The sequence below is a fragment of the Rhodanobacter sp. GW835-FHT13D09 genome, from assembly GCF_058793995.1.
The window spans coordinates 167,654-193,488 of record NZ_JBXAGL010000005.1 but is presented as its reverse complement, the minus strand read 5'-3'; the positions used below and the strand labels follow the sequence as shown (position 1 = coordinate 193,488).

The 25,835-nt window shown below is 65.4% G+C and carries 31 protein-coding genes; 25 read left to right on the top strand and 6 right to left on the bottom strand.

Translation table 11 applies throughout. The annotated features are described in order from the left end of the window. The 9 genes from AC1Q5A_RS09515 to AC1Q5A_RS09475 all read left to right on the top strand — a co-directional run bounded on the left by AC1Q5A_RS09515 (position 1) and on the right by AC1Q5A_RS09475 (position 4,258). The gene (locus AC1Q5A_RS09515; protein ID WP_492700466.1) at positions 1 to 309 is read left to right on the top strand and encodes a putative quinol monooxygenase; all 309 of its coding nucleotides are present in this window, start codon (positions 1 to 3) and stop codon (positions 307 to 309) included. 96 nt (positions 310 to 405) lie between these two features. Next, positions 406 to 756, top strand: a complete 351-nt coding sequence (locus tag AC1Q5A_RS09510; protein WP_492700465.1) for a hypothetical protein — start codon at positions 406 to 408, stop codon at positions 754 to 756. Positions 757 to 820: 64 nt separating this feature from the next. Continuing rightward, on the top strand, positions 821 to 1,162 hold the full coding sequence (locus AC1Q5A_RS09505; RefSeq protein ID WP_492700457.1) for a hypothetical protein: 342 nt from the start codon (positions 821 to 823) through the stop codon (positions 1,160 to 1,162). A 68-nt stretch (positions 1,163 to 1,230) separates the two neighbouring features. Beyond that, positions 1,231 to 1,635, top strand: coding sequence for a hypothetical protein (locus AC1Q5A_RS09500; RefSeq protein WP_492700464.1), 405 nt, complete (start codon positions 1,231 to 1,233; stop codon positions 1,633 to 1,635). A 79-nt stretch (positions 1,636 to 1,714) separates the two neighbouring features. Further along, a complete protein-coding gene (locus AC1Q5A_RS09495; protein WP_492700463.1) occupies positions 1,715 to 1,984 on the top strand; it encodes a hypothetical protein in 270 nt (89 codons plus the stop codon). A 316-nt stretch (positions 1,985 to 2,300) separates the two neighbouring features. Then, positions 2,301 to 2,933, top strand: coding sequence for an NYN domain-containing protein (locus AC1Q5A_RS09490; RefSeq protein ID WP_492700462.1), 633 nt, complete (start codon positions 2,301 to 2,303; stop codon positions 2,931 to 2,933). Between the two features lie 62 nt (positions 2,934 to 2,995). Continuing rightward, complete coding sequence (locus AC1Q5A_RS09485; protein ID WP_492700461.1) at positions 2,996 to 3,283, top strand: hypothetical protein; 288 nt, start codon at positions 2,996 to 2,998, stop codon at positions 3,281 to 3,283. A 59-nt stretch (positions 3,284 to 3,342) separates the two neighbouring features. After that, a complete protein-coding gene (locus AC1Q5A_RS09480; RefSeq protein ID WP_492700460.1) occupies positions 3,343 to 3,690 on the top strand; it encodes a hypothetical protein in 348 nt (115 codons plus the stop codon). A 61-nt stretch (positions 3,691 to 3,751) separates the two neighbouring features. Further along, positions 3,752 to 4,258, top strand: coding sequence for a hypothetical protein (locus tag AC1Q5A_RS09475; RefSeq protein WP_492700459.1), 507 nt, complete (start codon positions 3,752 to 3,754; stop codon positions 4,256 to 4,258). 373 nt (positions 4,259 to 4,631) lie between these two features. On the opposite strand, the gene AC1Q5A_RS09470 is transcribed toward AC1Q5A_RS09475, so the two are convergent. Further along, positions 4,632 to 5,711 carry an IS110 family RNA-guided transposase gene (locus tag AC1Q5A_RS09470; protein WP_492700458.1) on the bottom strand — a complete coding sequence of 360 codons (1,080 nt, stop codon included), beginning with the start codon at positions 5,709 to 5,711 and terminating at the stop codon, positions 4,632 to 4,634. 132 nt (positions 5,712 to 5,843) lie between these two features. Here AC1Q5A_RS09470 and AC1Q5A_RS09465 point away from each other — a divergent pair, with 132 nt between their 5' ends. From AC1Q5A_RS09465 to tkt, 13 genes are all read left to right on the top strand, one after another. Beyond that, positions 5,844 to 6,185: a hypothetical protein gene (locus AC1Q5A_RS09465; RefSeq protein WP_492700457.1), complete on the top strand. Its 342-nt coding sequence runs from the start codon at positions 5,844 to 5,846 to the stop codon at positions 6,183 to 6,185. Between the two features lie 422 nt (positions 6,186 to 6,607). Next, positions 6,608 to 6,964, top strand: coding sequence for a hypothetical protein (locus AC1Q5A_RS09460; RefSeq protein ID WP_492700456.1), 357 nt, complete (start codon positions 6,608 to 6,610; stop codon positions 6,962 to 6,964). Between the two features lie 66 nt (positions 6,965 to 7,030). Then, complete coding sequence (locus AC1Q5A_RS09455) at positions 7,031 to 7,321, top strand: hypothetical protein (protein WP_492700455.1); 291 nt, start codon at positions 7,031 to 7,033, stop codon at positions 7,319 to 7,321. 98 nt (positions 7,322 to 7,419) lie between these two features. Further along, positions 7,420 to 7,734 carry a hypothetical protein gene (locus tag AC1Q5A_RS09450; RefSeq protein ID WP_492700454.1) on the top strand — a complete coding sequence of 105 codons (315 nt, stop codon included), beginning with the start codon at positions 7,420 to 7,422 and terminating at the stop codon, positions 7,732 to 7,734. 90 nt (positions 7,735 to 7,824) lie between these two features. Next, positions 7,825 to 8,220 (top strand): VOC family protein, encoded by a 396-nt coding sequence (locus AC1Q5A_RS09445; protein WP_492700453.1) that lies wholly within the window; start codon positions 7,825 to 7,827, stop codon positions 8,218 to 8,220. Between the two features lie 173 nt (positions 8,221 to 8,393). Continuing rightward, positions 8,394 to 8,840: a hypothetical protein gene (locus AC1Q5A_RS09440; protein WP_492700452.1), complete on the top strand. Its 447-nt coding sequence runs from the start codon at positions 8,394 to 8,396 to the stop codon at positions 8,838 to 8,840. Positions 8,841 to 9,106: 266 nt separating this feature from the next. Next, the gene (locus tag AC1Q5A_RS09435) at positions 9,107 to 9,586 is read left to right on the top strand and encodes an iron chaperone (protein WP_492700451.1); all 480 of its coding nucleotides are present in this window, start codon (positions 9,107 to 9,109) and stop codon (positions 9,584 to 9,586) included. Positions 9,587 to 9,787: 201 nt separating this feature from the next. Further along, on the top strand, positions 9,788 to 11,194 hold the full coding sequence (gene zwf / locus AC1Q5A_RS09430) for a glucose-6-phosphate dehydrogenase (RefSeq protein WP_492700450.1): 1,407 nt from the start codon (positions 9,788 to 9,790) through the stop codon (positions 11,192 to 11,194). Further along, positions 11,188 to 11,904, top strand: coding sequence for an HAD family hydrolase (locus AC1Q5A_RS09425; RefSeq protein ID WP_492700449.1), 717 nt, complete (start codon positions 11,188 to 11,190; stop codon positions 11,902 to 11,904). Before zwf ends, AC1Q5A_RS09425 begins: the two co-directional genes overlap by 7 nt. A 38-nt stretch (positions 11,905 to 11,942) precedes the next feature. Then, the gene (gene tal / locus AC1Q5A_RS09420; protein WP_492700448.1) at positions 11,943 to 13,037 is read left to right on the top strand and encodes a transaldolase; all 1,095 of its coding nucleotides are present in this window, start codon (positions 11,943 to 11,945) and stop codon (positions 13,035 to 13,037) included. Beyond that, positions 13,034 to 14,668, top strand: coding sequence for a glucose-6-phosphate isomerase (gene pgi / locus AC1Q5A_RS09415; RefSeq protein WP_492700447.1), 1,635 nt, complete (start codon positions 13,034 to 13,036; stop codon positions 14,666 to 14,668). Before tal ends, pgi begins: the two co-directional genes overlap by 4 nt. Before the next feature lie 159 nt (positions 14,669 to 14,827). Then, on the top strand, positions 14,828 to 16,474 hold the full coding sequence (gene pgm, locus AC1Q5A_RS09410; protein ID WP_492700446.1) for a phosphoglucomutase (alpha-D-glucose-1,6-bisphosphate-dependent): 1,647 nt from the start codon (positions 14,828 to 14,830) through the stop codon (positions 16,472 to 16,474). Between the two features lie 123 nt (positions 16,475 to 16,597). Next, positions 16,598 to 18,646, top strand: a complete 2,049-nt coding sequence (tkt, locus tag AC1Q5A_RS09405; RefSeq protein ID WP_492700445.1) for a transketolase — start codon at positions 16,598 to 16,600, stop codon at positions 18,644 to 18,646. Between the two features lie 5 nt (positions 18,647 to 18,651). On the opposite strand, the gene AC1Q5A_RS09400 is transcribed toward tkt, so the two are convergent. Further along, a complete protein-coding gene (locus tag AC1Q5A_RS09400) occupies positions 18,652 to 19,407 on the bottom strand; it encodes a Bax inhibitor-1/YccA family protein (RefSeq protein WP_492700444.1) in 756 nt (251 codons plus the stop codon). Between the two features lie 123 nt (positions 19,408 to 19,530). Here AC1Q5A_RS09400 and hemC point away from each other — a divergent pair, with 123 nt between their 5' ends. After that, positions 19,531 to 20,448: a hydroxymethylbilane synthase gene (gene hemC, locus AC1Q5A_RS09395; RefSeq protein ID WP_492700443.1), complete on the top strand. Its 918-nt coding sequence runs from the start codon at positions 19,531 to 19,533 to the stop codon at positions 20,446 to 20,448. 147 nt (positions 20,449 to 20,595) lie between these two features. Here the strand turns inward: hemC and AC1Q5A_RS09390 are convergent, their stop codons facing one another. After that, positions 20,596 to 21,411, bottom strand: a complete 816-nt coding sequence (locus AC1Q5A_RS09390; RefSeq protein ID WP_492700442.1) for a DUF481 domain-containing protein — start codon at positions 21,409 to 21,411, stop codon at positions 20,596 to 20,598. A 277-nt stretch (positions 21,412 to 21,688) separates the two neighbouring features. Here AC1Q5A_RS09390 and AC1Q5A_RS09385 point away from each other — a divergent pair, with 277 nt between their 5' ends. Next, the gene (locus tag AC1Q5A_RS09385; protein ID WP_114340290.1) at positions 21,689 to 22,672 is read left to right on the top strand and encodes a helix-turn-helix transcriptional regulator; all 984 of its coding nucleotides are present in this window, start codon (positions 21,689 to 21,691) and stop codon (positions 22,670 to 22,672) included. An 11-nt stretch (positions 22,673 to 22,683) separates the two neighbouring features. Further along, positions 22,684 to 23,622, top strand: a complete 939-nt coding sequence (locus AC1Q5A_RS09380) for a patatin-like phospholipase family protein (RefSeq protein WP_492700441.1) — start codon at positions 22,684 to 22,686, stop codon at positions 23,620 to 23,622. An 8-nt stretch (positions 23,623 to 23,630) separates the two neighbouring features. On the opposite strand, the gene AC1Q5A_RS09375 is transcribed toward AC1Q5A_RS09380, so the two are convergent. The 3 genes from AC1Q5A_RS09375 to AC1Q5A_RS09365 form a co-directional block, all read right to left on the bottom strand. After that, positions 23,631 to 23,999 (bottom strand): DUF488 domain-containing protein, encoded by a 369-nt coding sequence (locus tag AC1Q5A_RS09375; protein ID WP_492700440.1) that lies wholly within the window; start codon positions 23,997 to 23,999, stop codon positions 23,631 to 23,633. Positions 24,000 to 24,078: 79 nt separating this feature from the next. Then, complete coding sequence (locus AC1Q5A_RS09370) at positions 24,079 to 24,795, bottom strand: glycosyltransferase family 2 protein (RefSeq protein WP_492700439.1); 717 nt, start codon at positions 24,793 to 24,795, stop codon at positions 24,079 to 24,081. Between the two features lie 170 nt (positions 24,796 to 24,965). Continuing rightward, positions 24,966 to 25,835, bottom strand: a complete 870-nt coding sequence (locus AC1Q5A_RS09365; protein WP_492700438.1) for a ParB/RepB/Spo0J family partition protein — start codon at positions 25,833 to 25,835, stop codon at positions 24,966 to 24,968.

Below are 25,835 nucleotides of genomic sequence, written 5' to 3'. Positions count from 1 at the left end.
ATGAATCCGACAGTAGGTGTTTTTGGAATATTGCGCTTCCCGCCAGAGCGCGTGAAGGAGGCTTTGCCACACTTGAAAAGACTCGTGAACGAAACGTACCGAAACGATGGTTGCATTGCCTATGACGTAGCGGAAGATCCGTTCGATCCAGGCCTAATTCGCTTCTCTGAACTGTGGCCAGATCACACAAGCCTTGAGCGTCATCTCCATGCCCCACACATCGAACCTTGGCGCGCTGCGGCAAGATCCTGTGGGCTTCTCGAACGCAAGTTCACTGCGTACAACATCAATGAGGCCAAGTCTGTTTAAGCCCAATAAGGGTTCGCGCCGCAGCCTAACTGGTCGTTCAAGGCGGACGGCTCCGCCGCCGCTTAACTCAAGCGTTAGCGCTGCGAAGGAGCCAGCATGGATTTGGCGCAGAAATCAGACGAAGAGATATTGGCTGTTGCTGATCCCATCATGGACAATCTGATGGAGGCTTCGACTGCCATAGACTATGAGCGGCACACGCGAGACTTCACCGAGCGTGCCAAGAGTGTCCTCTCTAAAAGCGCGCTCGAATCAATCTGCAAGCAGTACCAGAGCACAAAAGGATTTTTTGCCAAGCGCGAGTTCGTGGCAGCGTTCAGGCGGCCGGAATCAATCGCGGTTGTCTGGCGGCAGGCGTTCACCAAGGTTCCTGGCGAGTTCGTCGCGGAGCTCGTCCTTGTTCAGCAGGGTGGCAAGTATTTGGTCGACCACGTCATGGTCTTCTAGTACGCGCTAACATCTCGTTCAAGGCGGACGGCTTCGCCGCCGCTTAACTCAAGCATTAGCGCCTATGTCTGAAGTAACCATCGACTTCATCACTAAAGATCCGTGGCGCATGGTGCTCGTAGAACAGGGGCCGTGGGAGGACGTTCAAGCGAATCTGCAGCGCGTCCAGAGCCGGCTCTACGCGTGCGTCGATGCAGCAATCGATGGCCAGCTCGCTGAGCGCTTCCCAGACTCAATCGGCGCCCACGTGACTTTGCAACTTGAGTGCTATTCGTTGCCTCAAGCGCAGGTTTCTAGTTTCTTTGATGCGTTTAGCGCGGGAGTACTCGAGACTCCCGACTACAAAGAGGCGCTTCGAGCGTCCGCTTTCGTATCAAGCATCGACTTTCAAATCAGCTATACGTAGTGTGGGCGCTAACCACTCGTTCGAGGCGGACGGCTACGCCGCCGCTCAACTCAAGCGTTAGGCCGCACATGGCAACCATCACGTTCACGGACATCCAATCTGAGCATGTCAAGGCAATGGGCCAGGTGTTCCGACTCATCAAGGAGGGCAAGGAGCGCGGCGAGATCAACGAGGAAATGGTCCGCGCCGCTCTCGGGCAACGCCTGAGTCACTTTATAAGCGATCCAGTGGCAATCCAGAACATGCTCGAAAAATGGAAGGCCGATAGAAGCACCCCCCTGTCTTGGGATTTCGGCTCCTGGATCGATGCTCTCGCAAGTGCCGAGCTCCTCTATCAAACTATCCGTGTACACCCCGATGGGGCAGGCGAGTTGAGCTTCGAACAACTCGCTTGGCCTAGCGGCGGTATCGAGGCAACTGAAGAGCTCATCAAAATTTTCGGCGGCCAGGTCGCATCGAACAGTGCGGTCTAACTACTCGTTCAAGGCGGACGGCTTCGCCGCCGCTTAACTCCAGCGTTAGGGCTCAGTCACACACCAAGGGAGTTTGTCGATGGAAGACCGTATCACCGCAAGCTTTGATGAACTGTTACGTCAAGCATCAATGACGGCTGACACTTACATGTCCAGCGCAGTACGCGAAATTGACGAAACATTCGGTACTGGGTTCGCTAAGGCAAATCCCACACTGGTAGCGGCATTTATGCAGGCGGCATCCACAGACTTTGCCGCAGCATCTAACGGGAAAATTCTTGGCTCCGCTCTCGATCGCATCGCAGACGCGCTTAGCGATGTTGCTGAGGCGCTGCGTGACCAGAGCTGAGCCCTAACATCTCGTCCAAGCGGACGGCTTCGCCGCCGCTTAACTCCAGCGTTAGCATTCAAGAGCATGGAACTCTGCACATGTCGGACACTCGCGTTACGTTTCGCAAAGTTGCTACGGGCGCAACGTGTGGCTTGGTTAGCTTCGTAGTTGGTGGTTTCGTGGCCAAAGTAGCTATACGCTACTTTTTTTCAGGCTCGCCAGTGTGGGAGATTCCGGCAATCGTTTGTGGTGCACTCGTTTTGCTTGTTGTTGGGATCCTGGTTGTCGCACCGACTATCGGAGCAAGGACATCTAATCGCAAGTAGCGCGGGGCGTGCTAACCAGTCATCCAAGCGGACGGCTCCGCCGCCGCTTAATTCCGGCGTTAGCTTTCGAACAGGGGGTGGTCGTGGCTGATCAACTTTATGTATTCATCGATAACTCTTTTCTTTTTATCGAGGGGTACAAGTTTGTTAGGAAGGTAGCCAATATCTCACAGACCAAGAAGCCGCAGATTGACTATGTCAAGCTCAAACGGTTCATCGAAAGTTTTGGCGAGGTAAAGCGTGTTGTACTCGTTGGGTCTGAGCTAGCCGGCTCGCTTATTACAAATTGCCAACGTGCCGGATTTGAAGTCTTCACCTTGCCTAAGTACCCAGATATCAAGACAGGCACAAACCGTGAGAAGGGGGTGGATCTGAAAATTGGCTGGGAGGTCGCCAAGACCATTTTTACCAACAAAGATCCTGTGACAGAAAAGAAAATAATTCTCTGTACGGGCGACAAAGATTTTGCTTCGATACTTTCGGACATTCACACGTCAAACTGGAAGTTTGAACTTTGGCTTTGGCACGGATCGTTTTCACCAGCATTCGCTAATCAGGTCAAAGTTTTCGGTTCGCTGCGCGAGCTTGACTCAGAGTGGAAAAAGTTTATCAATATTGTCAATGCCAAACCAAAGCGATAAGGCAGCTAACAGTTCGTTCAAGGCGGACGGCTTCGCCGCCGCTTAACTCAAGCGTTAGGCCTATGAAATTGAGTGATTCACAACAGGACATTCTGGCGAAGCTTCAAGGGGCTACCAAATCCCTGAGCCAGCGCGAGGTCGTGTACTGCTCTGAATGGCTTGGGTACTTGCCCTTTGGGGCCTATCACTGGGTTGAGGTCTGCGGCGACGACATTTCCAAGGGCTTTCCCGTCGGTTGGCAACGTGCCGACCTTCAAGGTCTTGAGCAAGCAGGTTTCCTTCGCAAGCTAAGCGAGTGGCAAGACCCAAGCGATGAGTACCACTACAAGGCTACGTATGTCGTGGCCTAACATCTCGTTCAAGGCGGACGGCTACGCCGCCGCTTAACTCAGGCGTTAGGGTTCAAGCCATGAACATCGACGGTATGAAGGGACTCATTTTCCGTTCGTCGTCGGGCCAAGAGTTTGGCAGGCTTCGCTCACTTCATGGGCCCTTGCCCCAAGAGCTCCAAGACTCGCCATCTCGTGCCTTCGCCGAAGACGAGTCTGGCAACTACTTTGTGGTCAAAGACGGCGCTGTCGGTTTCTGGGATCATGAAACCTCCAAGGTCCAAGAGCTGGCGTCATCGCAAGCGACATTCATCGCGGGCCTTGTCGAGCCATCACCCACCATCTTGCGGCAAGGCCAGGTAAAGTCCACCTGGGTTAGCCCAGAGCTTGCAAACCTGGTCAAGGGTAACCTCGCGGGGAAACCCTAACTACTCGTTCAAGGCGGACGGCTTCGCCGCCGCTTAACTCCAGCGTTAGGGCGCTTAAAAAATGTTCGGAACAGCCCAAGCCGTCGCCGCTGCACAAGCCCTCATCAGGCTCCGCAAGGACTATTCGAATCCACCGAAGTCGGAGCGCGGCCTCGATCCAATTTTCTACGGATATATCACAGCCGCGCATCCCAACGTGACGGTAACTCGTCAATCGCACATCACGTTTTACGGTGCAACGAAGCCAAGTCGAATAGACTTCCGACTTGGCGGTACCAATCCAACCTATCTTGAACTTGCTGTTCGCCCTGCAGATGGTCAACAACAACTCTGCGGCCCGCAAAATCATGACGAGCTCGTCAAACTTTCCAAGATCATTCCTAGCAAGGGCAAGAGACGCATACTCCTGCTCGTAGACCTCAAGAAGAAGCCGATGTCGAAAATTCAGCTTAAAGAGTCATATGCACCCTTGAACGCTGGGCCCGGCAAGAAAGCGCGCCACCCCGTCACCGTCGTCTATGTTCACGAGTCCATCAACTATTCGTTTACATGGAAGCCAAAAAGGTGATCTGTGGCGGCGCGCCCTAACCAGTCCGTAAGAGACTTCCAGTCAACCCCAGGCGCGTGATGCTTTTGCCCTGAGCATTCGGGCCGCTGCTGGTCATCATGTTGTCCTCTGTGTTGCGTTGTGCGTGACAGTGCTACGCGGGTTCAACGGATGCCAGACTGCATTTCCGTAACCGGTCTTGTTGGGTCGATGCCGCCGACCCGGACCTCTGTATAAACCGCACCCGAAGACCTCTTTCATTCATCGGACTGTCCGGTGCCCGGGGATCGGCCGACACACCGATTGGACGTCCATCTGGTTAGTCAGGTTCTCTCCGGGGTGGTCTGACCTGTTGTCTACCGCTTCGCGCTGACGATGGAATGAAACCTTGCTTTCAGGCCGTGAGGGCCGCGAGGCTTTGCGGGTGCATCGGATGTTGCAGGCAGGCGTGTGGGTCGTAGTCCACGTCGTGGACCAGCATCGCCCAGATCTGGCGTGCATGTTTGTTGGCGATGGCGACGATCACCTTGCCGAAGGGCAGGCGTGTGTCGAGCGTGCGTATCCACCGCTGTTCCGGCGTGGCCTTTTCGGTGGCCACGATCTTGGCCCGCTGCAGGCTGCTGCGGGCGCCCTGGATCAGCAGCGTGCGCAGGTAGGCGTCGCCGCGGCAGCTGATCTCGCCCAGGTGCACATGCCCGCCGCTGGAATGCTGGATGGGCACCAGGCCCAGCCACGCCGCCATCTGCCTTCCCTGCTTGAACTCACGGGCGTTGCCGAGCGTCGCCACCGCCGCGTCGGCGGTGATCGGGCCGATGCCGGTGATCGCACGCAGCCGCACGCACCGCTCGTCCTCGCGCGCGTGGGCCTCGATGCGTGCATCGCACGCGTCGAGATGCAGGCGCAACTGCTTCCAGTGCTCGGCCAGATCACGCAACAGCTCCCTGAGCTCGGCCGGCAACCCGGGCTGGCCATCGAGGTCCGCCAGCAGGCGGCACAGCGCCCGGTCGCTCTGCGCCACGATCACGCCAAACTCGGCCAGCAGGCCCCGCATCCGGTTGCCGATCGCCAGCGACTCGGTCTTGTAGCCCTCGCGCACCCGATGCCAGGACAGGCGCACCTGCTGATCGGTGTCCTTGACCGGCACGAAGCGCATGTTGCCCTGCCGCGCCGCCGTGGCGATCGCCTCGGCATCGGCGCGATCGTTCTTGGTCCGGCCAGCCTTGTGGAATGGCGTGACGAACTGGGCCGCCATGATCCGCGGCTGCAGGCCGTACGCCAGGCACCGTCGTGCCCAGTGATGCGACCCGCTGCACGCCTCCATCGCGACCACGGTCCCCGCCGGACGCTGCGCCAGCCACGCGGCAAACGCCTCACGCTTGAACTCCCGCCGTTCCAGCACGTGCCCGGCGCCATCCATCGCGCACACTGAAAACACGCTCTTCGCCAAGTCCACACCCAGGGTTATAGTGCTCATGGAGACTTCCTCTTCTGCTGACGGTTGTGTCGCAACACCATCATGGCCCTCGAGGCCGTAAGGGGAGGAAGTCTCTTTTTACTCGTTCAAGGCGGACGGCTTCGCCGCCGCTTAACTCCAGCGTTAGCGCCTATGTCTGAAGTAACCATCGACTTCATCACTAAAGATCCGTGGCGCATGGTGCTCGTAGAACAGGGGCCGTGGGAGGACGTTCAAGCGAATCTGCAGCGCGTCCAGAGCCGGCTCTACGCGTGCGTCGATGCAGCAATCGATGGCCAGCTCGCTGAGCGCTTCCCAGACTCAATCGGCGCCCACGTGACTTTGCAACTTGAGTGCTATTCGTTACCTCAAGCGCAGGTTTCTAGTTTCTTTGATGCGTTTAGCGCGGGAGTACTCGAGACTCCCGACTACAAAGAGGCGCTTCGAGCGTCCGCTTTCGTATCAAGCATCGACTTTCAAATCAGCTATACGTAGTGTGGGCGCTAACCACTCGTTCGAGGCGGACGGCTACGCCGCCGCTCAACTCAAGCGTTAGGCCTTGATCAGCAAGCGCTGAACTACAAGACACGTATCGTGTTCCGCACTCCCTGTTCGTTCTTCCTTAAGCGGCGTAGCTTTGGTTAAAGACGCTTGCCAGCCTGCCGCCAAAGGCTATCTTCGGAGGTCACATGAAGCACCATCTCTTCACAGCTGCAATCCTCATCGCCGCGCTTGTTCTTTACAGCATCGGCTTGGTCAGCGGTGCCTTGTTGCTCTTCGGTGGTGGTGCAGCCTTGGAGCTATGGTTTTGGGCTCGCATCTTTACCCGCCGCCGTGGGCCTAACCACTCGTCCAAGCGGACGTGCGAAAAGCCGCACGCCGCTTAACTCCAGCGTTAGCCGGCAATGGAGCATCACATGGAACTGAGGGATTTCATTTCCGAGACACTGGCGCAAATTGTGGGCGGCGTAGTCGACGCCCGCGCCAAGGTCAATACGCTCAACGCTGTCGCGCGCGTCAACCCATTCATGGACCCAACGGCTGACCAACTCGCTAAACACGGCTTTACTCTTGCTGGTGGTGACGCCGTGCAGTTCGTCGAGTTTGAGGTGTCAGTTACAACAAAGGACGCTTCGGGTACAAAGGGGGGCGTCGGTGTGTTCGTTGTTCCTTTCACGCTTGGCAGCAGCGGCCAGTCAAGCAGCGAGCAATCCGGCAGCAGTAAAATTTCGTTCCGGGTGCCGCTGACCTTACCGCGCGAGCTTGCCGGCTAACATCTCGTTCAAGGCGGACGGCTACGCCGCCGCTTAACTCAAGCGTTAGAACTCACAGGAGGTCACATGGGCGGCGCGAAGAAGGCAATGGAAGAGCATCAAGACAAGCTGGCGCGGGCGCTGGGCATTGCTGTCCAGGCAGGCGTGATTGTCACATGTGAGTTGCACGAAGATGTGTACCTTGAAGGCAATGAGGATATTGAATCCGCCTATAAGCTCGGCAATGCACTGTTCTCTGCGGGCGAACTCGACGGTGTCTTCGAGTCTAGGCGAGAGATGACGGACCTCATCCAAGAAGCAGTAAGCGACAACTCGGCAGACGAGTGCTACAGCTGTGCAAAGTGGCGCGATGAGTGAGTTCTAACATCTCGTTCAAGGCGGACGGCTTCGCCGCCGCTTAACTCAAGCGTCAGGCGTCCTAATGGGGGTCTCGGAATGTCTGGTAGGAGCCTTTCATGGCAACGAGAGAAGAGCTAGTCGAGCACCTTTGGCAGGAGATCATCAATCCGCTTGCCAGGCCATCCACGCTCGACAACATCGTTGCCAACTGCAAACGGAACCCGGGGAGCACCTTCTCGGCGATCGGCCCAGCCATCGAGCGGGCTCTGGCCGCCGGCGTTTCTCCCGAGGATCTTTGCCTGATCTACCGTAGTGCCACCTACGAGGCTGTCTTCGGCACCCTCTACGCCATCGGAGACCCGGGCGAGGAGAACAACGACGTCTTTGGGCTCTATGAAATCCTGGCCAGTTCGCCGAGCGCCAAATGGTGATCGGAGTGCGGCCTAATAAATCATTCAAGCCGAACCCGCTTCGCGGGTGGGCTTAATTCTGGTGGTACGGACTCTCCGGGAAAAGCGGAAATGCAGGAACCGATCGTCAGCCAGGGCTTCCTACCCCAGGGGTGGCATGTGGTCACCCCACGAATCGTCGTTCAGGATGTAAGGGGGCTGGTCGCCTTTCTTGCGTATGTGTTCGGCGCAACTGGCGTACCCGAGGAGGGGCGCCCATCCATGATCTGGATTGGCGACTCGGCCATCATGATCAGCGAGGTGGGGATACGCGGCCATACGCCTGCGTTTCTCTACGTCTATGTGAGGGACGTCGACGCTACCTATGCTCGTGCGGTCGAGGCTGGTGCCCGTACCGTCGAGGAGCCGTTCGAAACACCCTACGGCGACCGTCGGTGCATGGTCGAGGACGAGTGGGGAAACGCATGGCAAATCGCCACTTACAAGGGTGAGGATGCGGCCGCTTGACCCCTTCATCCAGCGGAGGCCTTGAGTTTTCTGACGATTCTCAGAGTGGCGGCATGGTTCTAAAGCTGGCAGCGGATGGCTACTGAGTCTGCGGCCCAACAGATCGTTCAAGTCGAAGCTCAATCGCTTCGCGCTCGAACTCGGCTTAACTCCAGGGGTTGGCACACAGAACCATGAAAGCGACGTTCACGAAAGGCAGTGGCAAATTCGACAAGCTGACCGTCGAACGTTCCGATGGTTCCATCGACAGCCTCGACTGTCCCAAGCAGCGCATCATTCCGCACGACATGGTCCACCTCGCCGTGGAGGGCACGTTGCGGAAGCGCGGCTTCATGGCCCGCGTCAAGGCGGGAGAGCCGGCGAATTTCACCATGCTAGGCGATCATGAAAGCGACGGGGTCGAACGCCTGGTGGAAGTTTTCCAGGGGGATGCCTGGTCCGGCGGAGCCACTCCAATCCCTGAAATGCTTGAGCTGTATCACCTCACATGCCGGGAGCGGGCCTGTCCTCCCCTCGACCTCGCCATCGAGGACATGCAGGCGATCAGGGCAACGATCGAGGGCCTGGACCGTCAATGGGGCCTGGTTCCTGTCGGCGGATTTCTGGATCTGGTTTTATAGGCCGGTTGCGTTCCGACAACCGTCCAGGCGCGCGATCATAGCCATGCCAACCCTCGCGCTTCGCTTGATCTGCCCCGCACTCGGTGGGCCGAACCGCGCGCCTGACCAATCGTTCGATCCGGCGCCGTTTCGTGGTTCGGTTCGGGAGTTTCCGCTACGCTCGGCTGGTCTTCGCGCCACGCCGCCGCACGGTTGACCAAGATGCTGGCGGCCTGCGCGTCGACCACGGGCACCTCCAAGCGCTCTCGTCCAGGACAACAGATCCCATGGCTGAAAAGAAACCGGCAGGAAAGCCAGCGCGGAGATCCACCGGAAGCGGCACGGGGGTCGCCGCCCCCTCCGGGGGATTCACGGCGGAGGAACGCGCCGCGATGCGGGAGCGCGCCGGCGAGCTGAGGGCCGCGGCGCGAGGAGCGGATGAAGAGCACGCCGTACTCGCGAAGATCGCCGCGATGCCCGCTGCGGATCGCGCCATGGGCGAACGGCTCCATGCCATCATCAGCGCCGCCGCGCCGGGGCTCGCACCGAAGCTCTGGTACGGGATGCCCGCCTATGCGAAAGGCGGCAAGGTCGTCTGCTTCTTCCAGGGCGCGCAGAAATTCAAGACGCGCTATGCAACCCTCGGCTTCAGCGACCAGGCAACCCTGGACGAGGGCCGCATGTGGCCCACGGCCTTCGCGCTGAAGGAGCTGACCGCCGCCGACGAGGCCCGTATCCGCGAACTGCTGCAGCGGGCGGTGCGCTGAGGAATCCTGTTGCGCGGGTTCGCCCGGCGATCGGATCGCGCCTTTCCGAAGCATGCGGCCCTGTTGTTTATGCATCGACTTAACCTGCCGGCGTGCAGGCTGGAAAACGAACCCGATGCCCGGCATGTTGGCGAAGCGCCGCGAAGCTGCCGCGCACGCCGGGCAGCGACACCCGCCCACCCCATGGAGAACGCGATCGCCATGCCGACACCCCGCTCGGATGCCCTGGTCTTTTTCGGCGCCACCGGCGACCTGGCCTACAAGAAGATCTTTCCGGCACTGCAGGCGATGGTGCTGCGCGACGGGCTGGACCTGCCGATCATCGGCGTGGCGCACTCGGGCTGGAACGTGGAGCAGCTGCGCCAGCGCGCCCACGACAGCCTGGCGCAGGCGGCGAAGGAGCAGGGCGGCGAAGTGGACGAGGCCGCCTTCGCGCGGCTGGCGGCGCGGCTGCAGTATGTCGATGGCGACTACAACGACGCGGCCACGTTCGCGCGGTTGAAGCAGGCGCTGGGCGCGGCGCGGCGCCCGCTGCACTACCTGGCGATCCCGCCCAAGCTGTTCGGGGTGGTGGCGAAGAACCTGCAGCAGGCCGGCTGCGCCGAGGGTGCGCGGATCGTGGTGGAGAAGCCGTTCGGCCGCGACCTGGCCTCGGCGCAGGCGCTCAACCGCACGCTGCACGCGGTGTTCCCGGAATCGGCGATCTTCCGCATCGACCACTACCTGGGCAAGGAGCCGGTGCAGAACCTGCTGTATTTCCGCTTCGCCAACACCGTGCTGGAGCCGGTGTGGAACAACCGCTACGTGGACCGCGTGCAGATCACCATGGCCGAACAGTTCGGCGTGGACGGCCGCGGCGCGTTCTACGAGGGCGTCGGCGCGATCCGCGACGTGCTGCAGAACCACCTGCTGCAGGTGACCTCGCTGCTGGCGATGGACGCGCCGATCGGCGGCGGCCCGGAAGCGCTGCGCGCGGAGAAGCTGCGGCTGTTCCGCGCGATGCGCCCGCTCGACCCGGCCGAGGTGGTGCGCGGCCAGTTCAAGGGCTACCGCGAGGTCGACGGCGTGGCCGCCGATTCCAACGTGGAGACCTTCGTGGCGCTGCGCCTCTACATCGACACCTGGCGCTGGGCCGGCGTGCCGTTCCACATCCGCGCCGGCAAGCGGCTGCCGCTCACCACCACCGAGGTGATGGTGGACATGAAGGCGCCGCCGCTGTCGGTGTTCGACGGGATCGGCGCGGCGCAGTCGAACTATTTCCGCTTCCGGCTCAGCCCCGAGGTGATCATCGCCACGGGCATGCGGGTGAAGCAGCCCGGCGAGGAGATGCGCGGGGAGCCGGTGGAGCTGGTCATGCGGCATGACCTGGCGCCGGAGAAATCACCGTACGAGCGCCTGCTCGGCGACGCGATCCGCGGCGACAACGCGCTGTTCACCAGCGACGAATGCGTGGAGGCGGCGTGGGCGGTGGTGGACCGCGTGCTGGCCCACGAAGGCGCGGTGGATACCTACGAGCCGGGCAGCTGGGGCCCGCCCGCGGCGGCCCGCATCGCCGGCGGCGACGAAGGCTGGCACGACCCGCGGGCGGAGGAGGGCAAGCCATGCTGAGCCACCCTGCCGCCGAAGCCGCCGCGGTGGTGTTCCTGCTCGACGTGGACAACACCCTGCTCGACAACGACCGCTTCGGCGCCGACCTCGGCGCCACCCTGGAGGCGGCGTTCGGCGCCGGCGAACGCGCACGCTACTGGGCGATCTACGAGGAGCTGCGCGAGCAGTGCGGCTTCGCCGACTACCTGGGCGCGCTGCAGCGCTTCCGCGCCGGCCTGGACAACGACCCGTCGCTGCTGCAGATGTCCGGCTACCTGCTGGACTATCCGTTCGCCGACCGGCTGTACCCGCACGCGCTGGAGACGGTGGTGCACCTGCGCACGCTGGGGCCCACCGCGATCCTGTCCGATGGCGACGTGGTGTTCCAGCCGCACAAGATCCGCCGCGCCGGGCTGTGGGCCGCGCTGGACGGCGAGGTGCTGATCTACCTGCACAAGCAGCAGATGCTGGTGGCGATGCAGCAACGCTACCCCGCCGCGCACTACGTGATGGTGGACGACAAGCCGCAGGTCCTGGCCGCGATGAAGCAGCACCTGGGCCGCAAGCTCACCACCGTGTTCGTGCGCCAGGGCCACTACGCGGCCGCCAGCGCCGACGAAACCATCACACCGGCGCCGGACTTCACGATCGCGTGCATCGGCGATCTGCGCCGGCGTAAGCTTGAAGACTTCCTGCCGGGCGCGCCCGCGATCAGCCTGCCGGCAGACTGAACCTACCGCATCGATCGAACCGGAAACACGGAGCAAGCATGAAAGCAACCCGTCAACTGCACGACCTCGGCCAGAGCCTGTGGCTGGACAACATCACCCGCACCCTGCTCGACGACGGCACGCTGGCGCGCTACATCGCCGAGGACTCGGTCACCGGGCTGACCTCGAACCCCAGCATCTTCGACGCGGCGATCGGCAACGGCGACGCCTACGACGCCGGCATCCACGCCAAGGCGCTGGCCGGGCTTTCCGGCGAGACGCTGTTCACCGAGCTGGCACTGGAGGACCTGCGCCGCGCCGCCGACCTGTTCCGCCCGGTGTTCGACGCCACCGGCCAGGTCGACGGCTGGGTCTCGATGGAGGTCTCGCCGCTGCTGGCCGCCGATACCGCCGGCTCGATCGCCGCGGCGCGCCACATCCATCACCAGGGCCAGCGCGAGAACCTGTTCGTGAAGATTCCCGGCACCCCGGAAGGCGTGCCGGCGATCGAGGAGGCGATCTTCCTCGGCATTCCGATCAACGTGACCCTGCTGTTCTCCTGCGCGCAGTACCAGGCCATCGCCGAGGCTTACCTGCGCGGCATCGAGCGGCGCCTGGAGGCCGGGCTGGACCCGCGTGTGGGCTCGGTCGCCTCGCTGTTCATCAGCCGCTGGGACGTGGCCGCCAACAAGCAGTTGCCGGACGCGTTGCACAACAAGCTGGGCATCGCGGTGGGCCAGCAGACCTACCGTGCCTACCGCGAACTGCTGGCCTCGAAGCGCTGGCAGAAGCTCGCCGCCGCCGGCGCGCGGCCGCAGCGCCTGCTGTGGGCCAGTACCGGGGTCAAGGACCCGTCCGCGCCGGACACGCTGTACGTCACCGCACTGGCCGCGCCGGACACCATCAACACGATGCCGGAGAAGACCCTGCACGCGTTCGCCGACCACGGCCAGCTGCACGGCGTGCTGTCCGATGACGGCGACGACGCGGACACGGTGCTGGCGCAGATCGCCAGGGCCGGCGTGGATGTCGACGCGCTGGCGCTGAAGCTGCAGCAGGACGGCGCCGAAGCATTCGTGAAATCGTGGCAGCAGCTGCTGCAACGGATCGCCGACAAGGCCAGCGCGCTGGAAAAGGAATCCGAACTGCCATGAGCGAACCGCGACTGACCCGCCTGCCCTCGTGGCAGGCGTTGCAACGGCATGCCGACGCGATCGGCCAACGGCACCTGCGCGAATGGTTCGCCGCCGACCCGCAGCGCGGCGAGCGGTTCGTGCTGGAGGACGTCGGCCTGTACCTCGATTACTCCAAGCAGCGCGTGGACGCCGACGCGCTGCGCCTGCTGCGCGAGCTGGCCGAAGCCTGCGGCCTGCCGCAGCGGATCGCGGCGATGTTCCGCGGCGAGCGCATCAACACGACCGAGCACCGCGCCGTGCTGCACGTGGCGCTGCGCGCACCGGCGGGCGAGAAGATCCTCGTCGACGGCCACGACGTGGTGGCGGACGTGCACGCGGTGCTCGACCGCATGGCCGCGTTCGCCGACCGCGTGCGCAGCGGCGCGTGGCTGGGCCACGGCGGCCAGCGCATCCGCCACGTGGTCAGCATCGGCATCGGCGGCTCGGACCTCGGCCCGGTGATGGCGTACGAAGCGCTGCGCGCCTACAGCCGTCGCGACATGACGTTCCGCTTCGTCTCCAACGTGGACGGCACCGACTTCGCCGAGGCGGTGCACGGCCTGGACGCCGCCGAGACGCTGTTCATCGTCTGCTCGAAGACCTTCACCACGCTGGAGACCTTGGCCAACGCACACGCCGCGCGTGCATGGAGCGTGGCCGCACTGGGCGACGAACGCGCGGTGGCGAAGCATTTCGTCGCCGTCTCCACCAATGCCACCGAAGTCGCGAAGTTCGGCATCGACACCGCCAACATGTTCGGCTTCTGGGACTGGGTGGGCGGGCGCTATTCGATGGATTCGGCGATCGGCCTGTCCACCATGCTGGCGATCGGCCCGGAGCATTTCCGCGCGATGCTGGCCGGCTTCCACGCCATGGACGAGCATTTCCGGCACGCGCCGTTCGAGCGCAACCTGCCGGTGCTGATGGGCCTGCTGGCGGTGTGGAACAACAACTTCCTCGACGCCGCCAGCGTCGCGGTGCTGCCGTACGAGCAGTACCTGAAGCGCTTCCCGGCCTACCTGCAGCAGCTGACCATGGAGAGCAACGGCAAGCGCGTCACGCTGGACGGCGCCGCGGTGGATTACGCCACCGGGCCGATCTACTGGGGCGAACCGGGCACCAACGGCCAGCACTCGTTCTACCAGCTGCTGCACCAGGGCACGCGCATCGTGCCATGCGACTTCATCGGCTTCGGCCAGAGCCTGAACCCGCTCGGCAACCAGCACGATCTGCTGATGGCGAACCTGATCGCCCAGGGCGAGGCGCTGGCGTTCGGCAAGACCGCGGAGGAAGTGCGTGCCGCCGGCACCGATGCGGCCCTGGCCCCGCACCGCACGTTCCCCGGCAACCGCCCCAGCAGCACCCTGCTCGCACCGAAGCTCACCCCGCACGCGCTGGGCACGCTGGTCGCGCTGTACGAGCACAGCGTGTTCGTGCAGGGCGTGATCTGGGACATCGACTCGTTCGACCAGTGGGGTGTGGAATTGGGCAAGCAGCTGGCGAAGACCACCATCGCCGAACTGACCGCGCAGGACGAGCCGAAACTCGCCCACGACAGCTCCACCAACGCCCTGATACGCCGCTACCGCCAGCTGCGCGACACCGCCTGAAGCTCCCTCCCCTGCTTTGCAGGGGAGGGTTGGGGTGGGGTGCTTTTGACGGGCTTTCGCCAGCCCGCGCAACCCCCTCCCGACCTCCCCCTGCGACCGGAGGAAGTCCCTTTGGGACAAGCAGGGGGAGGAGAACGCCAACAATCACCTGAGAGATCCATGAGTCAACACATCAGTCCCCTCGCCGGCAAGCCGGCGCCGAAGTCCATCCTGGTCGACGTGCCGCAACTGCTGGCCGCGTACGCGGACCTGAAACCCGACCCGTCGGTGCCGGCGCAGCGGGTGGCCTTCGGCACCTCCGGCCATCGCGGCAACGCATTCGAGCGCAGCTTCAACGAGGCGCACATTCTGGCGATCAGCCAGGCGATCTGCGAATACCGCAAGGGCAAGGGCATCGACGGCCCGCTGTTCGTCGGCGCCGACACCCACGCGCTGTCGCAGCCCGCGTTCGAGAACGCGCTGGAGGTGCTGGCCGCGAACGGCGTGCAGGCGATGATCTCCAGCGGCGGCGAGTACACGCCGACGCCGGCGGTGTCGCACGCGATCCTGGTCCACAACCGCGGCCGCAGCTCGGGCCTCGCCGACGGCATCGTGATCACGCCCTCGCACAACCCGCCGGACAACGGCGGCTTCAAGTACAACCCCACCAACGGCGGCCCGGCCGACAGCGACATCACCCGCTGGGTGGAGAACCGCGCCAATGCCCTGCTCGAAGGCGGCCTGAAGGACGTGCGCCGGATGCCGTACGCGCAGGCGCGCAAGGCGGCCGGCACGCACGAGCACGACTACCTCGGCGCCTACGTCGCCGACCTGGCGAACATCGTCGACTTCGACGTCATCCGCGGCGCCGGCATCCACATGGGCGTCGATCCGCTGGGTGGCGCCGGCGTGCACTACTGGGCGCCGGTCGCCGAGCGCTACCAGCTCGACCTCACCGTGGTCAGCGAGGCGGTGGACCCGCAGTTCGCCTTCATGAGCGTGGACTGGGACGGCAAGATCCGCATGGACCCGTCGTCGAAGTACGCGATGCGGCGGCTGATCGGCCTGAAGGATCGCTACGACGTGGCGTTCGCCTGCGACACCGACCACGACCGCCACGGCATCGTCACCCGCAGCAGCGGGCTGATGGAGCCGAACCACTACCTGTCGGTGCTGGTCGACTACCTGTTCCGCCACCGGCCGCAGTGGGGCGCGCACGCGGCGGTGGGCAAGACCGTGGTCAGCACCGCGCTGATCGACCGCGTGGCGAAGCGGCTTCAGCGCCGGCTGTATGAGGCACCGGTCGGTTTCAAGTGGTTCGCGCCCGGCCTGTTCGACGGCTCGCTCGGCTTCGGCTGCGAGGAAAGCGCCGGCGCCTCGCTGCTGCGCCGCGACGGCTCAGCCTGGGTCACCGACAAGGACGGCCTGGTGCCGGCGCTGCTGTCGGCCGAGATCACCGCGCGCGAGGGCAAGGACCCGGGCGAGCTGTATGCCCGGCTGACGAACGAACTCGGCAAGCCGTACGCCAGCCGCGTCGACGCCGCCGCCACGCCGGCGCAGAAGGCGAAGCTGGCGAAACTGTCGCCCGATCAGCTGAAGAGCGACCGGCTCGCCGGCGAGACCATCGAGCAGGTGCTGGACAAGGCGCCCGGCAACGGCGCCGCGATCGGCGGGATCAAGGCGATCACCGCCAGCGGCTGGTTCGCCGCGCGGCCGTCCGGCACCGAGGCGATCTACAAGGTCTACGCCGAGAGCTTCAAGAGCGAAGAGCATCTGCAGGCACTGCTGAAGGAGGCCCAGGGCATCGTCGATGCCGCGCTGGCCTGACCCCGAAATCGTAGGAGCCCGCTCGCGGGCGATGCCTTTGTTCCGAATCTCCAACGGGCATCAAGACAAACCCATCGCCCGCAAGCGGGCTCCTACCAGACGCATTCCACCGGAGGTACCACCATGTCCAACACTCTCGACCAGCCATGCATCGACCTGCTGCGCTTCCTGTCGGTGGACATGGTGCAGAAGGCCAACAGCGGCCACCCCGGCCTGCCGCTGGGCGCCGCACCGATGGCGTACGCGCTGTGGACGCATCAGCTGAAGCACAACCCCGCCAATCCGCGCTGGCCCGACCGCGACCGCTTCGTGCTGTCCGCCGGCCACGGCTCGGCGCTGCTGTACAGCCTGCTGTTCGCCACCGGCTACGACCTCACGCTGGACGACCTCAAGCAGTTCCGCCAGTGGGGCAGCAGGACGCCCGGGCACCCCGAGTACGGCCACACCCCGGGCGTGGAGATCACCACCGGCCCGCTCGGCCAGGGGTTGGCGAACGCGGTGGGCATGGCGATCGGCGAGGCTCACCTGGCCGCGCGCTACAACCGCGACGGCCACACGGTGATCGACCACCGCACCTGGGCCATCGTCAGCGACGGCGACCTGATGGAAGGCGTGGCCAGCGAAGCCGCCTCGCTGGCCGGGCACCTGAAACTCGGCAAGCTGATCTGCCTGTACGACGACAACTACGTCACTCTCGCCGGCGGCACCGACATCACCTTCTCCGAGGATCGCGCGAAGCGCTTCGAGGCGTATGGCTGGCAGACCATCAGCGTGGCCGACGGCAACGACCTGGCGGCGATCGACGCCGCCCTCGAGGCCGCCCGCGCCGATGCCACGCGACCCTCGCTGATCCTGGTGCGCACGCACCTCGGCTACGGCTCGCCCGAGCAGGACACGTTCAAGGCGCACGGCTCGCCGCTTGGCGTCGAGGACGTCAGGAAGACCAAGGAGAAGCTGGGCTGGCCGGTCGAACCGGACTTCCTGCTGCCGGCGCCGGCGCTCAAGCACCTGCGCAAGGCGCTGGACCGCGGCGTGGAGGCCGAGCGCGCCTGGAACCGCCGCATGGACGTCTATACCAGGGCGTTCCCCGAACTGGCCGCCGAGTTGCAAGGCCGCCTTGACGGCGAACTGCCGGACGGCTGGGACACGGACATCCCGCTGTTCCCCGCCGACGCCAAGGGCCTCGCCACCCGCGTCGCCGGCGGCAAGGTGATGAACGCGATCGCGCCGAAACTGCCCGCGCTGGGCGGCGGCTCGGCCGACCTCGATCCGTCCACCCACACCGCACTGAAGGATCTGGGCGACTTCAATCCGCCGCTGCTGCCGGGCGAGGACGGCCAGGGATCGGACGGCGGCGGCTGGAGCCACGCTGGCCGCAACCTGCACTTCGGCGTGCGCGAGCATGCGATGGGCGCGATCGCGAACGGACTGGCCGTGCACGGCGGCTTCGTCCCCTACGGCTCGACCTTCCTGATCTTCTCCGACTACATGCGTCCGGCGATCCGCCTGGCGGCGCTGATGGGCGTACACGTGGTGCACGTGTTCACCCACGACAGCGTGGCGCTGGGCGAGGACGGCCCCACCCACCAGCCGGTGGAACAGCTGGCCAGCCTGCGCGCGATCCCCAACCTCACCGTGATCCGCCCCGCCGATGCCAACGAGACGGCGGTGGCATGGAAGGTGGCGCTGGAAACGAAGAAACGGCCGGTGCTGCTGGCACTGACCCGGCAGAACGTGCCCACGCTGGACCGCAGCCGCCACGCCAGCGCCGACGGTTTGCGCCGCGGCGCATATGTACTCAGCGACGCACCGGACGGCAAGCCCTCACTGATCCTGATCGCCAGCGGCTCCGAGGTCGGGCTGATCATCGAAGCCGCCGAAGAACTGCAGGCCGACGGCATCGCCGTGCGCTGCGTGTCGATGCCGAGCTGGGAACTGTTCGACGCGCAGCCGCAGGCCTATCGCGACAGCGCGCTGCCGCCCGCTGTCCTGGCGCGGCTGGCGGTGGAACTGGGCTCCCCGCAAGGCTGGGACCGCTACGTCGGCCCCCACGGCGACATGCTCGGCATCGACCACTTCGGCGCCTCCGCCCCGGCCGAGGTGCTGCTGCGCGAATTCGGCTTCACGGTGGACAACGTGGTGAAGCGCGCCAGGGCACTGCTGGCGCGCTGATCTGCTCAGTTGCGCGACTGCAGCTTCGACAGCAGGCGCAGCAGTTCCAGGTACAGCCAGACCAGGGTGACCACCAGCGCGAACGCGCCGTACCACTCCATGTATTTCGGCGCGCCTTGCTGGGCGCCGGTTTCGATCAGGTCGAAGTCGAGGATCAGGTTCAGCGCGGCGATCACCACCACCACCGCGCTGAACGCGATGCCGATGCCGCTGCTGCCGTTGATGAAGCCGATCGAGTGGCCGAAGAAGCCCATCGCGAAGTTGGCCAGGTACAGCAGCATGATGCCGCCGGTGGCGGCGACGATGCCAAGCTTGAACTTCTCGGTGGCGCGGATCAGCCCGCTGCGATAGGCCAGCAGCAGGGCGGCCATGGTGCCGAAGGTCAGCCCCACCGCCTGCATCACGATGCCGGGGTAGCGCATCTCGAAGATCGCCGACAGCGCACCGATGAACAATCCTTCCGCCACCGCGTACAGCGGCGCGGTGAACGGCGCCCAGGTCTTCTTGAATACGGTGACCAGGCCCAGCACCAGGCCGCCGATGGCGCCGCCCAGCAGCAGCGGCATCATCGCCGGCAGGCTGTCCGGACCGGCGAACCGGCTCCAGCTGACCATCGCGCCGACCAGCACCAGGAGCAGCAGCAGGCCGGTCTTGTTGACCGTGCCGTTGATCGTCATCGCCTCGTCGCCGCGCGTGACGACGGCGCCGCTGGCCGCGTCGAGGAAGGTGTTCTTGTTGAGCGCCGGATTGCCGCTTTGCATGACCGTCTCCCGTGGATTGCCGACATCGTAGCGGCTTTGCCGCCGCCCTGCGCCAATCTGCCGTTGCGCCGCCGCGCGCAAACTACGCGACAATGGCCACCTGCCGAATGCCGCGGAGCCCCGATGAGCCTTTCCACCCTGCGTATCGCCACCCGCAAGAGCGCGCTCGCGCTGTGGCAGGCCGAGCACGTCGCCACGCTGCTGCGCGCGGCGCATCCGGGACTGGCGGTGGAACTGGTGCCGATGAGCACGCGTGGCGACGAGATCCTCGACCAGCCGCTAGCCACCATCGGCGGCAAGGGGCTGTTCCTGAAGGAACTCGAAGTGGCGATGCTGGAAGGCCGCGCCGACCTCGCCGTGCATTCGCTGAAGGACGTGCCGGCGCAGCTGGAACCAGGTTTCGCGCTGCCGGCGATCCTGCCGCGTGCAGACGCCGCCGATGCGTTCGTCAGCAACCATTACGCCGACCTCGCCGCGCTGCCCCATGGCGCGCGCGTCGGTACTTCCTCGCTGCGGCGGCAGGCGCAGTTGCGCGCGCTGCGGCCGGATCTGGTGCTGCTGGACCTGCGCGGCAACGTGGGCACCCGGCTGGGCAAGCTCGACGCCGGCGTCTACGACGCGATCGTGCTGGCCTGCGCCGGGCTGGAACGGCTGGGCCTGGCCGCGCGCATCCGCTCGCGTCTGGCCGCGCCGGACTGGCTGCCGGCGCCGGGCCAGGCGGCGATCGCGATCGAGGCGCGCGAAGGGCAGCCCGGCGTGCTGGCCCTGCTCGCCGCGCTGGACGACGCCGACACCCGGCTCACCGTCAGCGCCGAGCGTGCGATGAACCAGGCGCTGGGCGGCAGCTGCACGGTGCCGGTCGGCGCCTGGTGCATGCTGGGCGAACGCGGCCTGCACCTGCGCGGCATGGTCGGCGATGCCGCCAGCGGCCGGCTGCTGCACGCCGAGGCCAGCGGCCCCAGCGACCAGGCGATCGCGCTGGGCCGGCGCGTCGCGGCGATGCTGCTGGAGCAGGGTGCGGGCAAATTGCTGGGGCTGTGACCGCACGGAGAACAGCACTCCGGTGGGGCGGGCATCGCCCGCCGCTTTTCGCGTTGCATGGCAGGAGCGGCGGGCGGTGCCCGCCCTACAGAACAGACGGCCCGCCACGCGAGTGACGGGCCGTTGCCGTATCGGTAATACCCGGACTCAGAAGCTGTAGACCAGGTTGGTGGTGGTCAGCGTGTCGGTCTTCTTGCTCTTGGTGGCGGCCACCACGTCGCTGTTGTGGCGCACCTGGAAGCCAACCTTCAGCGCCAGCTTGCGGGTCATGCTGACCGCCACGCCCGCGTCGTTCTGCAGGTAGGTGTTCTTCGAGCCCGCTTCCATCAGGAACGTATCCTCGAGCGCGGCGTTGTCGCTCAGCTTGTACTTGTAGTTGACCAGGCCGCGGGCGACCATCTCGCTCTCGGTAGGCTGCCGCTGGCGGGTCTCGACGCCGTTCACCACCAGGGCGAGGTCGGCCGGGCGGTAGCGCTTGTAACCGGGGCCGATTTCGAACGACAGCTCGTTGCGCTCGTCCTTCAGCGCGATATAGCCGTAGCCGAGCGAGACGATGCCCTGCCACAGGTTCGCGCCGAAGTCGTCGTGCTCATAACGGGCCGCGCCGACGATGTAGCTGCGCGGGTCGAGCTTGAGGCCGACCGAGGCGCCGCCGTCGTAACGGTTCGCGGTGGTGTTGAACTTCTTGATGGTGTTGCCGCTGGCGTCGACCACGGTCTGCTGGCTCTTCGAGCGCAGGCCGTCGAGGAAGAAGGTGTTCTTCCACTGCTCGTTTTCCTGGCTCAGGCCGAGCTTGGCGTTGACGTTCTCCGAACGCGAGTTGCCGGTGGACGAGGCGAAGCCGAATTCGCCCGAACCGCTCCAGCCGCCGTTGTTGGGCGTGGTGGTATCGGCATCCTGGGCCTGCACGGCGAAACTGGCGAAGGCGGCCAGCAGCAGGCCGGCGATCAAGGTCTTTTTCATCGGGGAGGGATCCAATTGTTAAACAAAAGTAAGGTCGCTACCTTAACGCGGCGGCTTGAACTTGCAATGAATACCGCCGGCAAGCCGCCCGCGCCGCTTTCACCGTACGCCTGGCACATCCGGGATCGGCGCCGGACGATGGCGCCAGCCCGTGGCCGCCCGCGCAAGGAGGACGGCATGCATGCCGCGCCAGCGGTGGCGGCGCGGCGACTTGCAGCCGCCACGACCCGCCTCCATGCTACACAACGCCCTCTCCCGACGATATGCCGACGCTTCCATGGATCGCTACGAACGCATACTGACCCTGCACCGGCTGCTGAAGTCGGCGCACTATCCGATTCCGCTGTCGCGTCTGCTCGGCGAGCTGGAGTGCTCGCGCGCCACGCTGTACCGCGACGTGGCGTTCCTGCGCGATGCGCTGGGCGCACCGATCGAGAGCGCCGGCACCGACCAGGCTGCGTTCCGCTATGAAGTGGGCGAGGGCGAGAAGTTCGAGCTGCCCGGGCTGTGGCTGACGTCGGACGAACTGGCCGCGCTGCTGGCCCTGAACGAACTGATCAGCCGCTCCGGCCCTGGCGTGCTGGCCGGCGCGCTGGCGCCGTTCAAGGCCCGCATCGAGGGCCTGCTGTCGCACCAGGACAGCGGCAAGGCGCTGCCGATCGAGCGCATCCGCGTGGTCGCCTGGGGCGAGCGCAAGCTCGACCAGCAGGTGTTCCGCATCGTCGCCGGCGCGGTGCTGGAGCGCAGGCAACTGCGCTTCCGCTACCGCGCGCGCACCACCAACGCGGACAGCCACCGCACGGTGTCGCCGCAGCGGCTGACCCATTACCGCGACAACTGGTACCTCGACGTATGGGACCACGACCGCCACGCGCTGCGCAGCTTCGCGGTCGACCGCATCGCCGACGCGCAGGCGCTGGACACGGCCGCCACCGACGTGGCCGATGCCGACCTCAACGAGCTGCTCGCCTCCAGCTACGGCATCTTCGCCGGCAAGCCGAAGGCGTGGGCGACGATCCGCTTCTCGCAACACGCCGCGCGCTGGGTCGCCGACGAGCACTGGCACTCGCAGCAGAAGGGCGAATGGCTGCCGGACGGCCGCTACGAGCTGAAGCTGCCCTACTCCAACTCGAAGGAGCTGCTGATGGACGTGCTCAAGTACGGCCCGGACGCGGAGGTGGTGGCGCCGCTGTCGTTGCGCGAGGAGATGAAGATCCTGCTGCAGCTGGCGCTGGGCAGCTACCAGCAGTCGCCGCGCTGAGCGGGGATCCGATGGCTTCCACCGATATCGCCGGCACGGCACCCGCGGCACGCAAGCCGACCGTGGCGCTGGCGCTCGGCTCCGGCGGCGCGAAGGGGCTGGCGCACATCGGCGTGATCGAGGAGATCGAGGCGCAGGGCTACGCGATCGTGGCGATCGCCGGCACCTCGATGGGCGCGCTGATCGGCGGCATCCACGCCACCGGCCGGCTCGACGTGTACCGCGACTGGGTCTGCGCGCTGGCCAAGCTCGACGTGCTGCGGCTGGTCGACTGGACCTTCAGCGGCGGCGGCCTGATCAAGGGCGACAAGATCATCGGGACCATGCGCGGGCTGGTCGGTGATGCGCTGATCGAGGAGTTGCCGCTGGCGTTCACCGCGGTGGCCACCGACATCGAGCGCGGCCGCGAGGTGTGGCTGAGCCGCGGCGGCCTGTTCGAGGCGATCCGCGCGTCGATCGCGATCCCCACCGTGTTCCGCCCGCATACCATCGACGGCCGCCGACTGGTCGACGGCGCCCTGCTCAACCCGGTGCCGGTGACCCCGCTGATCCGCGAGAGCGCCGACTACCTGATCGCGGTCAGCGTGGACGGCCCGGCGATGACCGCGCTGCCGCCGGAGCCGCCGGTGCACGAGATGACCGCGCCGGAAGGCGGCTACCGCCAGCGCCTCGGCGAGTTCATCGGCCGCATGCTCCCGCGCGGCGAAAACCGCCCGCGCGAGCCGGGCACGCTCGAACTGCTGACCCAGTCGATGGACCTGATGCAGGCGAACCTGTCGCGCCTGCGCCTGGCCGCGTACGCGCCGGACCTGCTGATCCAGTTGCCGCACGACATGGCACTCGCCTATGAGTTCTATCGCGCGCGCGAACTGATCGAACTGGGCCGTGCGCAGGCGCGCGCGGCGCTGGCAAACTGGCCGCGCGCCGGCACGCCGCAGCGCGAGGCCTGAACCGCGCCTCAGCGCGGACCGTGCGTGTGCAGCCAGTTGTCCAGGTACGCCTTCAGCGCCACCGCGTTGTTGTGCTCCTCGTCGCGCGCGCCGAAGAGCAGGGTGACGTGGTGCCGCGCGGCGCGCTCGGCCAGCGGCTGCCAGTGCTCGGCCAGCGCGTCCAGCTCGCTGGCGTAGCGGTGGCGGAAACCGTCCCACAATGCCGGGTCGTGGCCGAACCATTGGCGCAGGGCGGTCGACGGCGCCAGCTCCTTCGCCCACAGGTCCAGCGACACCGCCTCCTTCTTCAGGCCGCGCGGCCACAGCCGGTCGATCAGCACACGATAACCATCGGCTTTCGCGGCCGGTTCGTAGACACGCTTGACGCTGATGCTCATGGGAGCCTCCCTGAAAGGAAGATCCCCAGCATACGACTGCCGGATCGGCGCGGCGTGATCCGGGTCAGGATTCCCCGACTTAGAGCTCCTCGACCCGGGTCACCTTGCCGCGACGCATCAGCCACGCCACGCCGCGCAGGTCGGCCAGGCCCACCCACAGCCGGTCCAGCATGCCGTACTTGGACACGCCGGCGGTACGCGGGCGGTGGCCCACCGGCACGCTCTGGCTCTGGAACCCGGCGCGCTTGACCAGCGCCGGCAGGTAGCGGTGCATGTGGTCGAAGTAGGGCAGGCGCAGGAACACCTCGCGCTCGAACAGCTTCAGCCCGCAGCCGGTGTCCGGGGTGGCGTCCCTGAGCATGCGCGAGCGCACCGCATTGGCGATCTTCGAGGAGATCCGCTTGTTGAAACTGTCGCGGCGGGTAGTGCGCCAGCCGGCGAACAGCCGCGTTTCGGCCGGGGCCGCGGCGCGCGCGGCGAGCAGCTTCGGGATGTCGGCCGGATCGTTCTGGCCGTCGCCGTCCAGCGTGGCGATCCACGGCGAGACCGCCGCACGCACGCCGTTCCACACCGCCGTGCTCTGCCCGCTGCGGGTGACGTGGTGCAGCACGCGCAGCTCCGGGTGCAGCGGCTTCTGCGCGGCCAGCACGGCACGGCTGTCGTCGCTGGAATCGTCGTCGACGTAGACCACCTCGTAATCGACCCGACCGCGCAGCGCAGCGGCGATCTCGGCCAGCAGCGGCGGGATGTTGTCGCGCTCGTTGAACACGGGGACGACGACGGAGAGTTGCGGCATGGGGGAGACCTTTCGCAAGAGCAGATGCTGCACGCAGCGCAGCAGGTGCGCAGTTTAGCAACACACGTTCTGTCAGCGATTCGTAGGGCGGGCAATGCCCGCCGCTTTTGGCGCGGCATGTCGGAAAACCGGCGGGCATTGCCCGCCCTACGAAGCGACGACGGCGGGGCTCAGCGGATCTTGCCGAGGATGCCTTCCAGCTCGTCGTTGCTGTGGTAGTGGATCACCAGTTTGCCGTGGCCGCCGCGGCCCTGGGCCAGCTCGACCCGGGTGGCCAGGCGCTCGGCCAGTTCGCGCTCCAGCGCGGCGACGTTCGGGTCGCGCGCGGGCGGGTGCTTGGCCTTGCCCTTCGGTGCGGTCTGCGCGCGGCGCGCGGCTTCCTCCAGTTCGCGCACCGACCAGCCCAGGGTGGAGGCCTGGCGCGCCAGCGGCACGGCGATGGATTCTTCCAGGGTCAGCAGGCAGCGGGCATGGCCCATCTCCAGCTTGCCGTCATCGAGCAGGCGCCGGATCGGCTCCGCCATCTCGGTAAGCCGCAGCATGTTCGACACCGAGGCGCGCGAACGGCCGACCGCGTCGGCGGCCTGCTGGTGGGTGAGCTCGAAGTCGTCGATCAGGCGCTTCAACGCGTCGGCTTCCTCCAGCGGGGTGAGATCCTGGCGCTGGATGTTCTCGATCAGCGCCATCGCCGGCACCGCCGCCTCCGGCACCGCCTTCACCAGCGCCGGCAGTTCGCCCAGCTGGGCGCGCTGCGCCGCGCGCCAGCGGCGTTCGCCGGCGATCAGCTCGTAGCTGTCCTTGCCGATCTCGCGCACCACCACCGGCTGGATCAGGCCCTGCGCCTTGATCGAGGCGGCCAGCTCGTCCAGCGCCTCGTCGTTCCAGTGCCGCCGCGGCTGGTACTTGCCGGGCTGGATCTGCTGGATCGGCAGCATGCGCAGTTCGCCTTCCTGCGCCAGCACCGACGGCGCGGCGTCGCCGTCGCCGCCGAGCAGGGCGTCCAGCCCGCGTCCCAATCCACGTTTCTTCGCAGCAGCCAT

What these genes read in the sequence shown, in the direction of transcription:
- AC1Q5A_RS09440 (WP_492700452.1), top strand. Translation starts at nt 8,394, where the DNA reads ATGAAAGCGACGTTCACGAAAGGCAGTGGCAAATTCGACAAGCTGACC.
- AC1Q5A_RS09390 (WP_492700442.1), bottom strand. Translation starts at nt 21,411, where the DNA reads ATGAAAAAGACCTTGATCGCCGGCCTGCTGCTGGCCGCCTTCGCCAGT.
- AC1Q5A_RS09505 (WP_492700457.1), top strand. Translation starts at nt 821, where the DNA reads ATGTCTGAAGTAACCATCGACTTCATCACTAAAGATCCGTGGCGCATG.
- AC1Q5A_RS09460 (WP_492700456.1), top strand. Translation starts at nt 6,608, where the DNA reads ATGGAACTGAGGGATTTCATTTCCGAGACACTGGCGCAAATTGTGGGC.
- pgm (WP_492700446.1), top strand. Translation starts at nt 14,828, where the DNA reads ATGAGTCAACACATCAGTCCCCTCGCCGGCAAGCCGGCGCCGAAGTCC.
- AC1Q5A_RS09470 (WP_492700458.1), bottom strand. Translation starts at nt 5,711, where the DNA reads ATGAGCACTATAACCCTGGGTGTGGACTTGGCGAAGAGCGTGTTTTCA.
- AC1Q5A_RS09485 (WP_492700461.1), top strand. Translation starts at nt 2,996, where the DNA reads ATGAAATTGAGTGATTCACAACAGGACATTCTGGCGAAGCTTCAAGGG.
- AC1Q5A_RS09380 (WP_492700441.1), top strand. Translation starts at nt 22,684, where the DNA reads ATGGCTTCCACCGATATCGCCGGCACGGCACCCGCGGCACGCAAGCCG.
- AC1Q5A_RS09465 (WP_492700457.1), top strand. Translation starts at nt 5,844, where the DNA reads ATGTCTGAAGTAACCATCGACTTCATCACTAAAGATCCGTGGCGCATG.
- AC1Q5A_RS09445 (WP_492700453.1), top strand. Translation starts at nt 7,825, where the DNA reads ATGCAGGAACCGATCGTCAGCCAGGGCTTCCTACCCCAGGGGTGGCAT.
- pgi (WP_492700447.1), top strand. Translation starts at nt 13,034, where the DNA reads ATGAGCGAACCGCGACTGACCCGCCTGCCCTCGTGGCAGGCGTTGCAA.
- AC1Q5A_RS09500 (WP_492700464.1), top strand. Translation starts at nt 1,231, where the DNA reads ATGGCAACCATCACGTTCACGGACATCCAATCTGAGCATGTCAAGGCA.
- AC1Q5A_RS09375 (WP_492700440.1), bottom strand. Translation starts at nt 23,999, where the DNA reads ATGAGCATCAGCGTCAAGCGTGTCTACGAACCGGCCGCGAAAGCCGAT.
- AC1Q5A_RS09400 (WP_492700444.1), bottom strand. Translation starts at nt 19,407, where the DNA reads ATGCAAAGCGGCAATCCGGCGCTCAACAAGAACACCTTCCTCGACGCG.
- AC1Q5A_RS09475 (WP_492700459.1), top strand. Translation starts at nt 3,752, where the DNA reads ATGTTCGGAACAGCCCAAGCCGTCGCCGCTGCACAAGCCCTCATCAGG.
- AC1Q5A_RS09425 (WP_492700449.1), top strand. Translation starts at nt 11,188, where the DNA reads ATGCTGAGCCACCCTGCCGCCGAAGCCGCCGCGGTGGTGTTCCTGCTC.
- AC1Q5A_RS09510 (WP_492700465.1), top strand. Translation starts at nt 406, where the DNA reads ATGGATTTGGCGCAGAAATCAGACGAAGAGATATTGGCTGTTGCTGAT.
- tkt (WP_492700445.1), top strand. Translation starts at nt 16,598, where the DNA reads ATGTCCAACACTCTCGACCAGCCATGCATCGACCTGCTGCGCTTCCTG.
- AC1Q5A_RS09385 (WP_114340290.1), top strand. Translation starts at nt 21,689, where the DNA reads ATGGATCGCTACGAACGCATACTGACCCTGCACCGGCTGCTGAAGTCG.
- hemC (WP_492700443.1), top strand. Translation starts at nt 19,531, where the DNA reads ATGAGCCTTTCCACCCTGCGTATCGCCACCCGCAAGAGCGCGCTCGCG.
- zwf (WP_492700450.1), top strand. Translation starts at nt 9,788, where the DNA reads ATGCCGACACCCCGCTCGGATGCCCTGGTCTTTTTCGGCGCCACCGGC.
- AC1Q5A_RS09450 (WP_492700454.1), top strand. Translation starts at nt 7,420, where the DNA reads ATGGCAACGAGAGAAGAGCTAGTCGAGCACCTTTGGCAGGAGATCATC.
- AC1Q5A_RS09370 (WP_492700439.1), bottom strand. Translation starts at nt 24,795, where the DNA reads ATGCCGCAACTCTCCGTCGTCGTCCCCGTGTTCAACGAGCGCGACAAC.
- AC1Q5A_RS09480 (WP_492700460.1), top strand. Translation starts at nt 3,343, where the DNA reads ATGAACATCGACGGTATGAAGGGACTCATTTTCCGTTCGTCGTCGGGC.
- AC1Q5A_RS09365 (WP_492700438.1), bottom strand. Translation starts at nt 25,835, where the DNA reads ATGGCTGCTGCGAAGAAACGTGGATTGGGACGCGGGCTGGACGCCCTG.
- AC1Q5A_RS09515 (WP_492700466.1), top strand. Translation starts at nt 1, where the DNA reads ATGAATCCGACAGTAGGTGTTTTTGGAATATTGCGCTTCCCGCCAGAG.
- AC1Q5A_RS09435 (WP_492700451.1), top strand. Translation starts at nt 9,107, where the DNA reads ATGGCTGAAAAGAAACCGGCAGGAAAGCCAGCGCGGAGATCCACCGGA.
- AC1Q5A_RS09495 (WP_492700463.1), top strand. Translation starts at nt 1,715, where the DNA reads ATGGAAGACCGTATCACCGCAAGCTTTGATGAACTGTTACGTCAAGCA.
- AC1Q5A_RS09455 (WP_492700455.1), top strand. Translation starts at nt 7,031, where the DNA reads ATGGGCGGCGCGAAGAAGGCAATGGAAGAGCATCAAGACAAGCTGGCG.
- tal (WP_492700448.1), top strand. Translation starts at nt 11,943, where the DNA reads ATGAAAGCAACCCGTCAACTGCACGACCTCGGCCAGAGCCTGTGGCTG.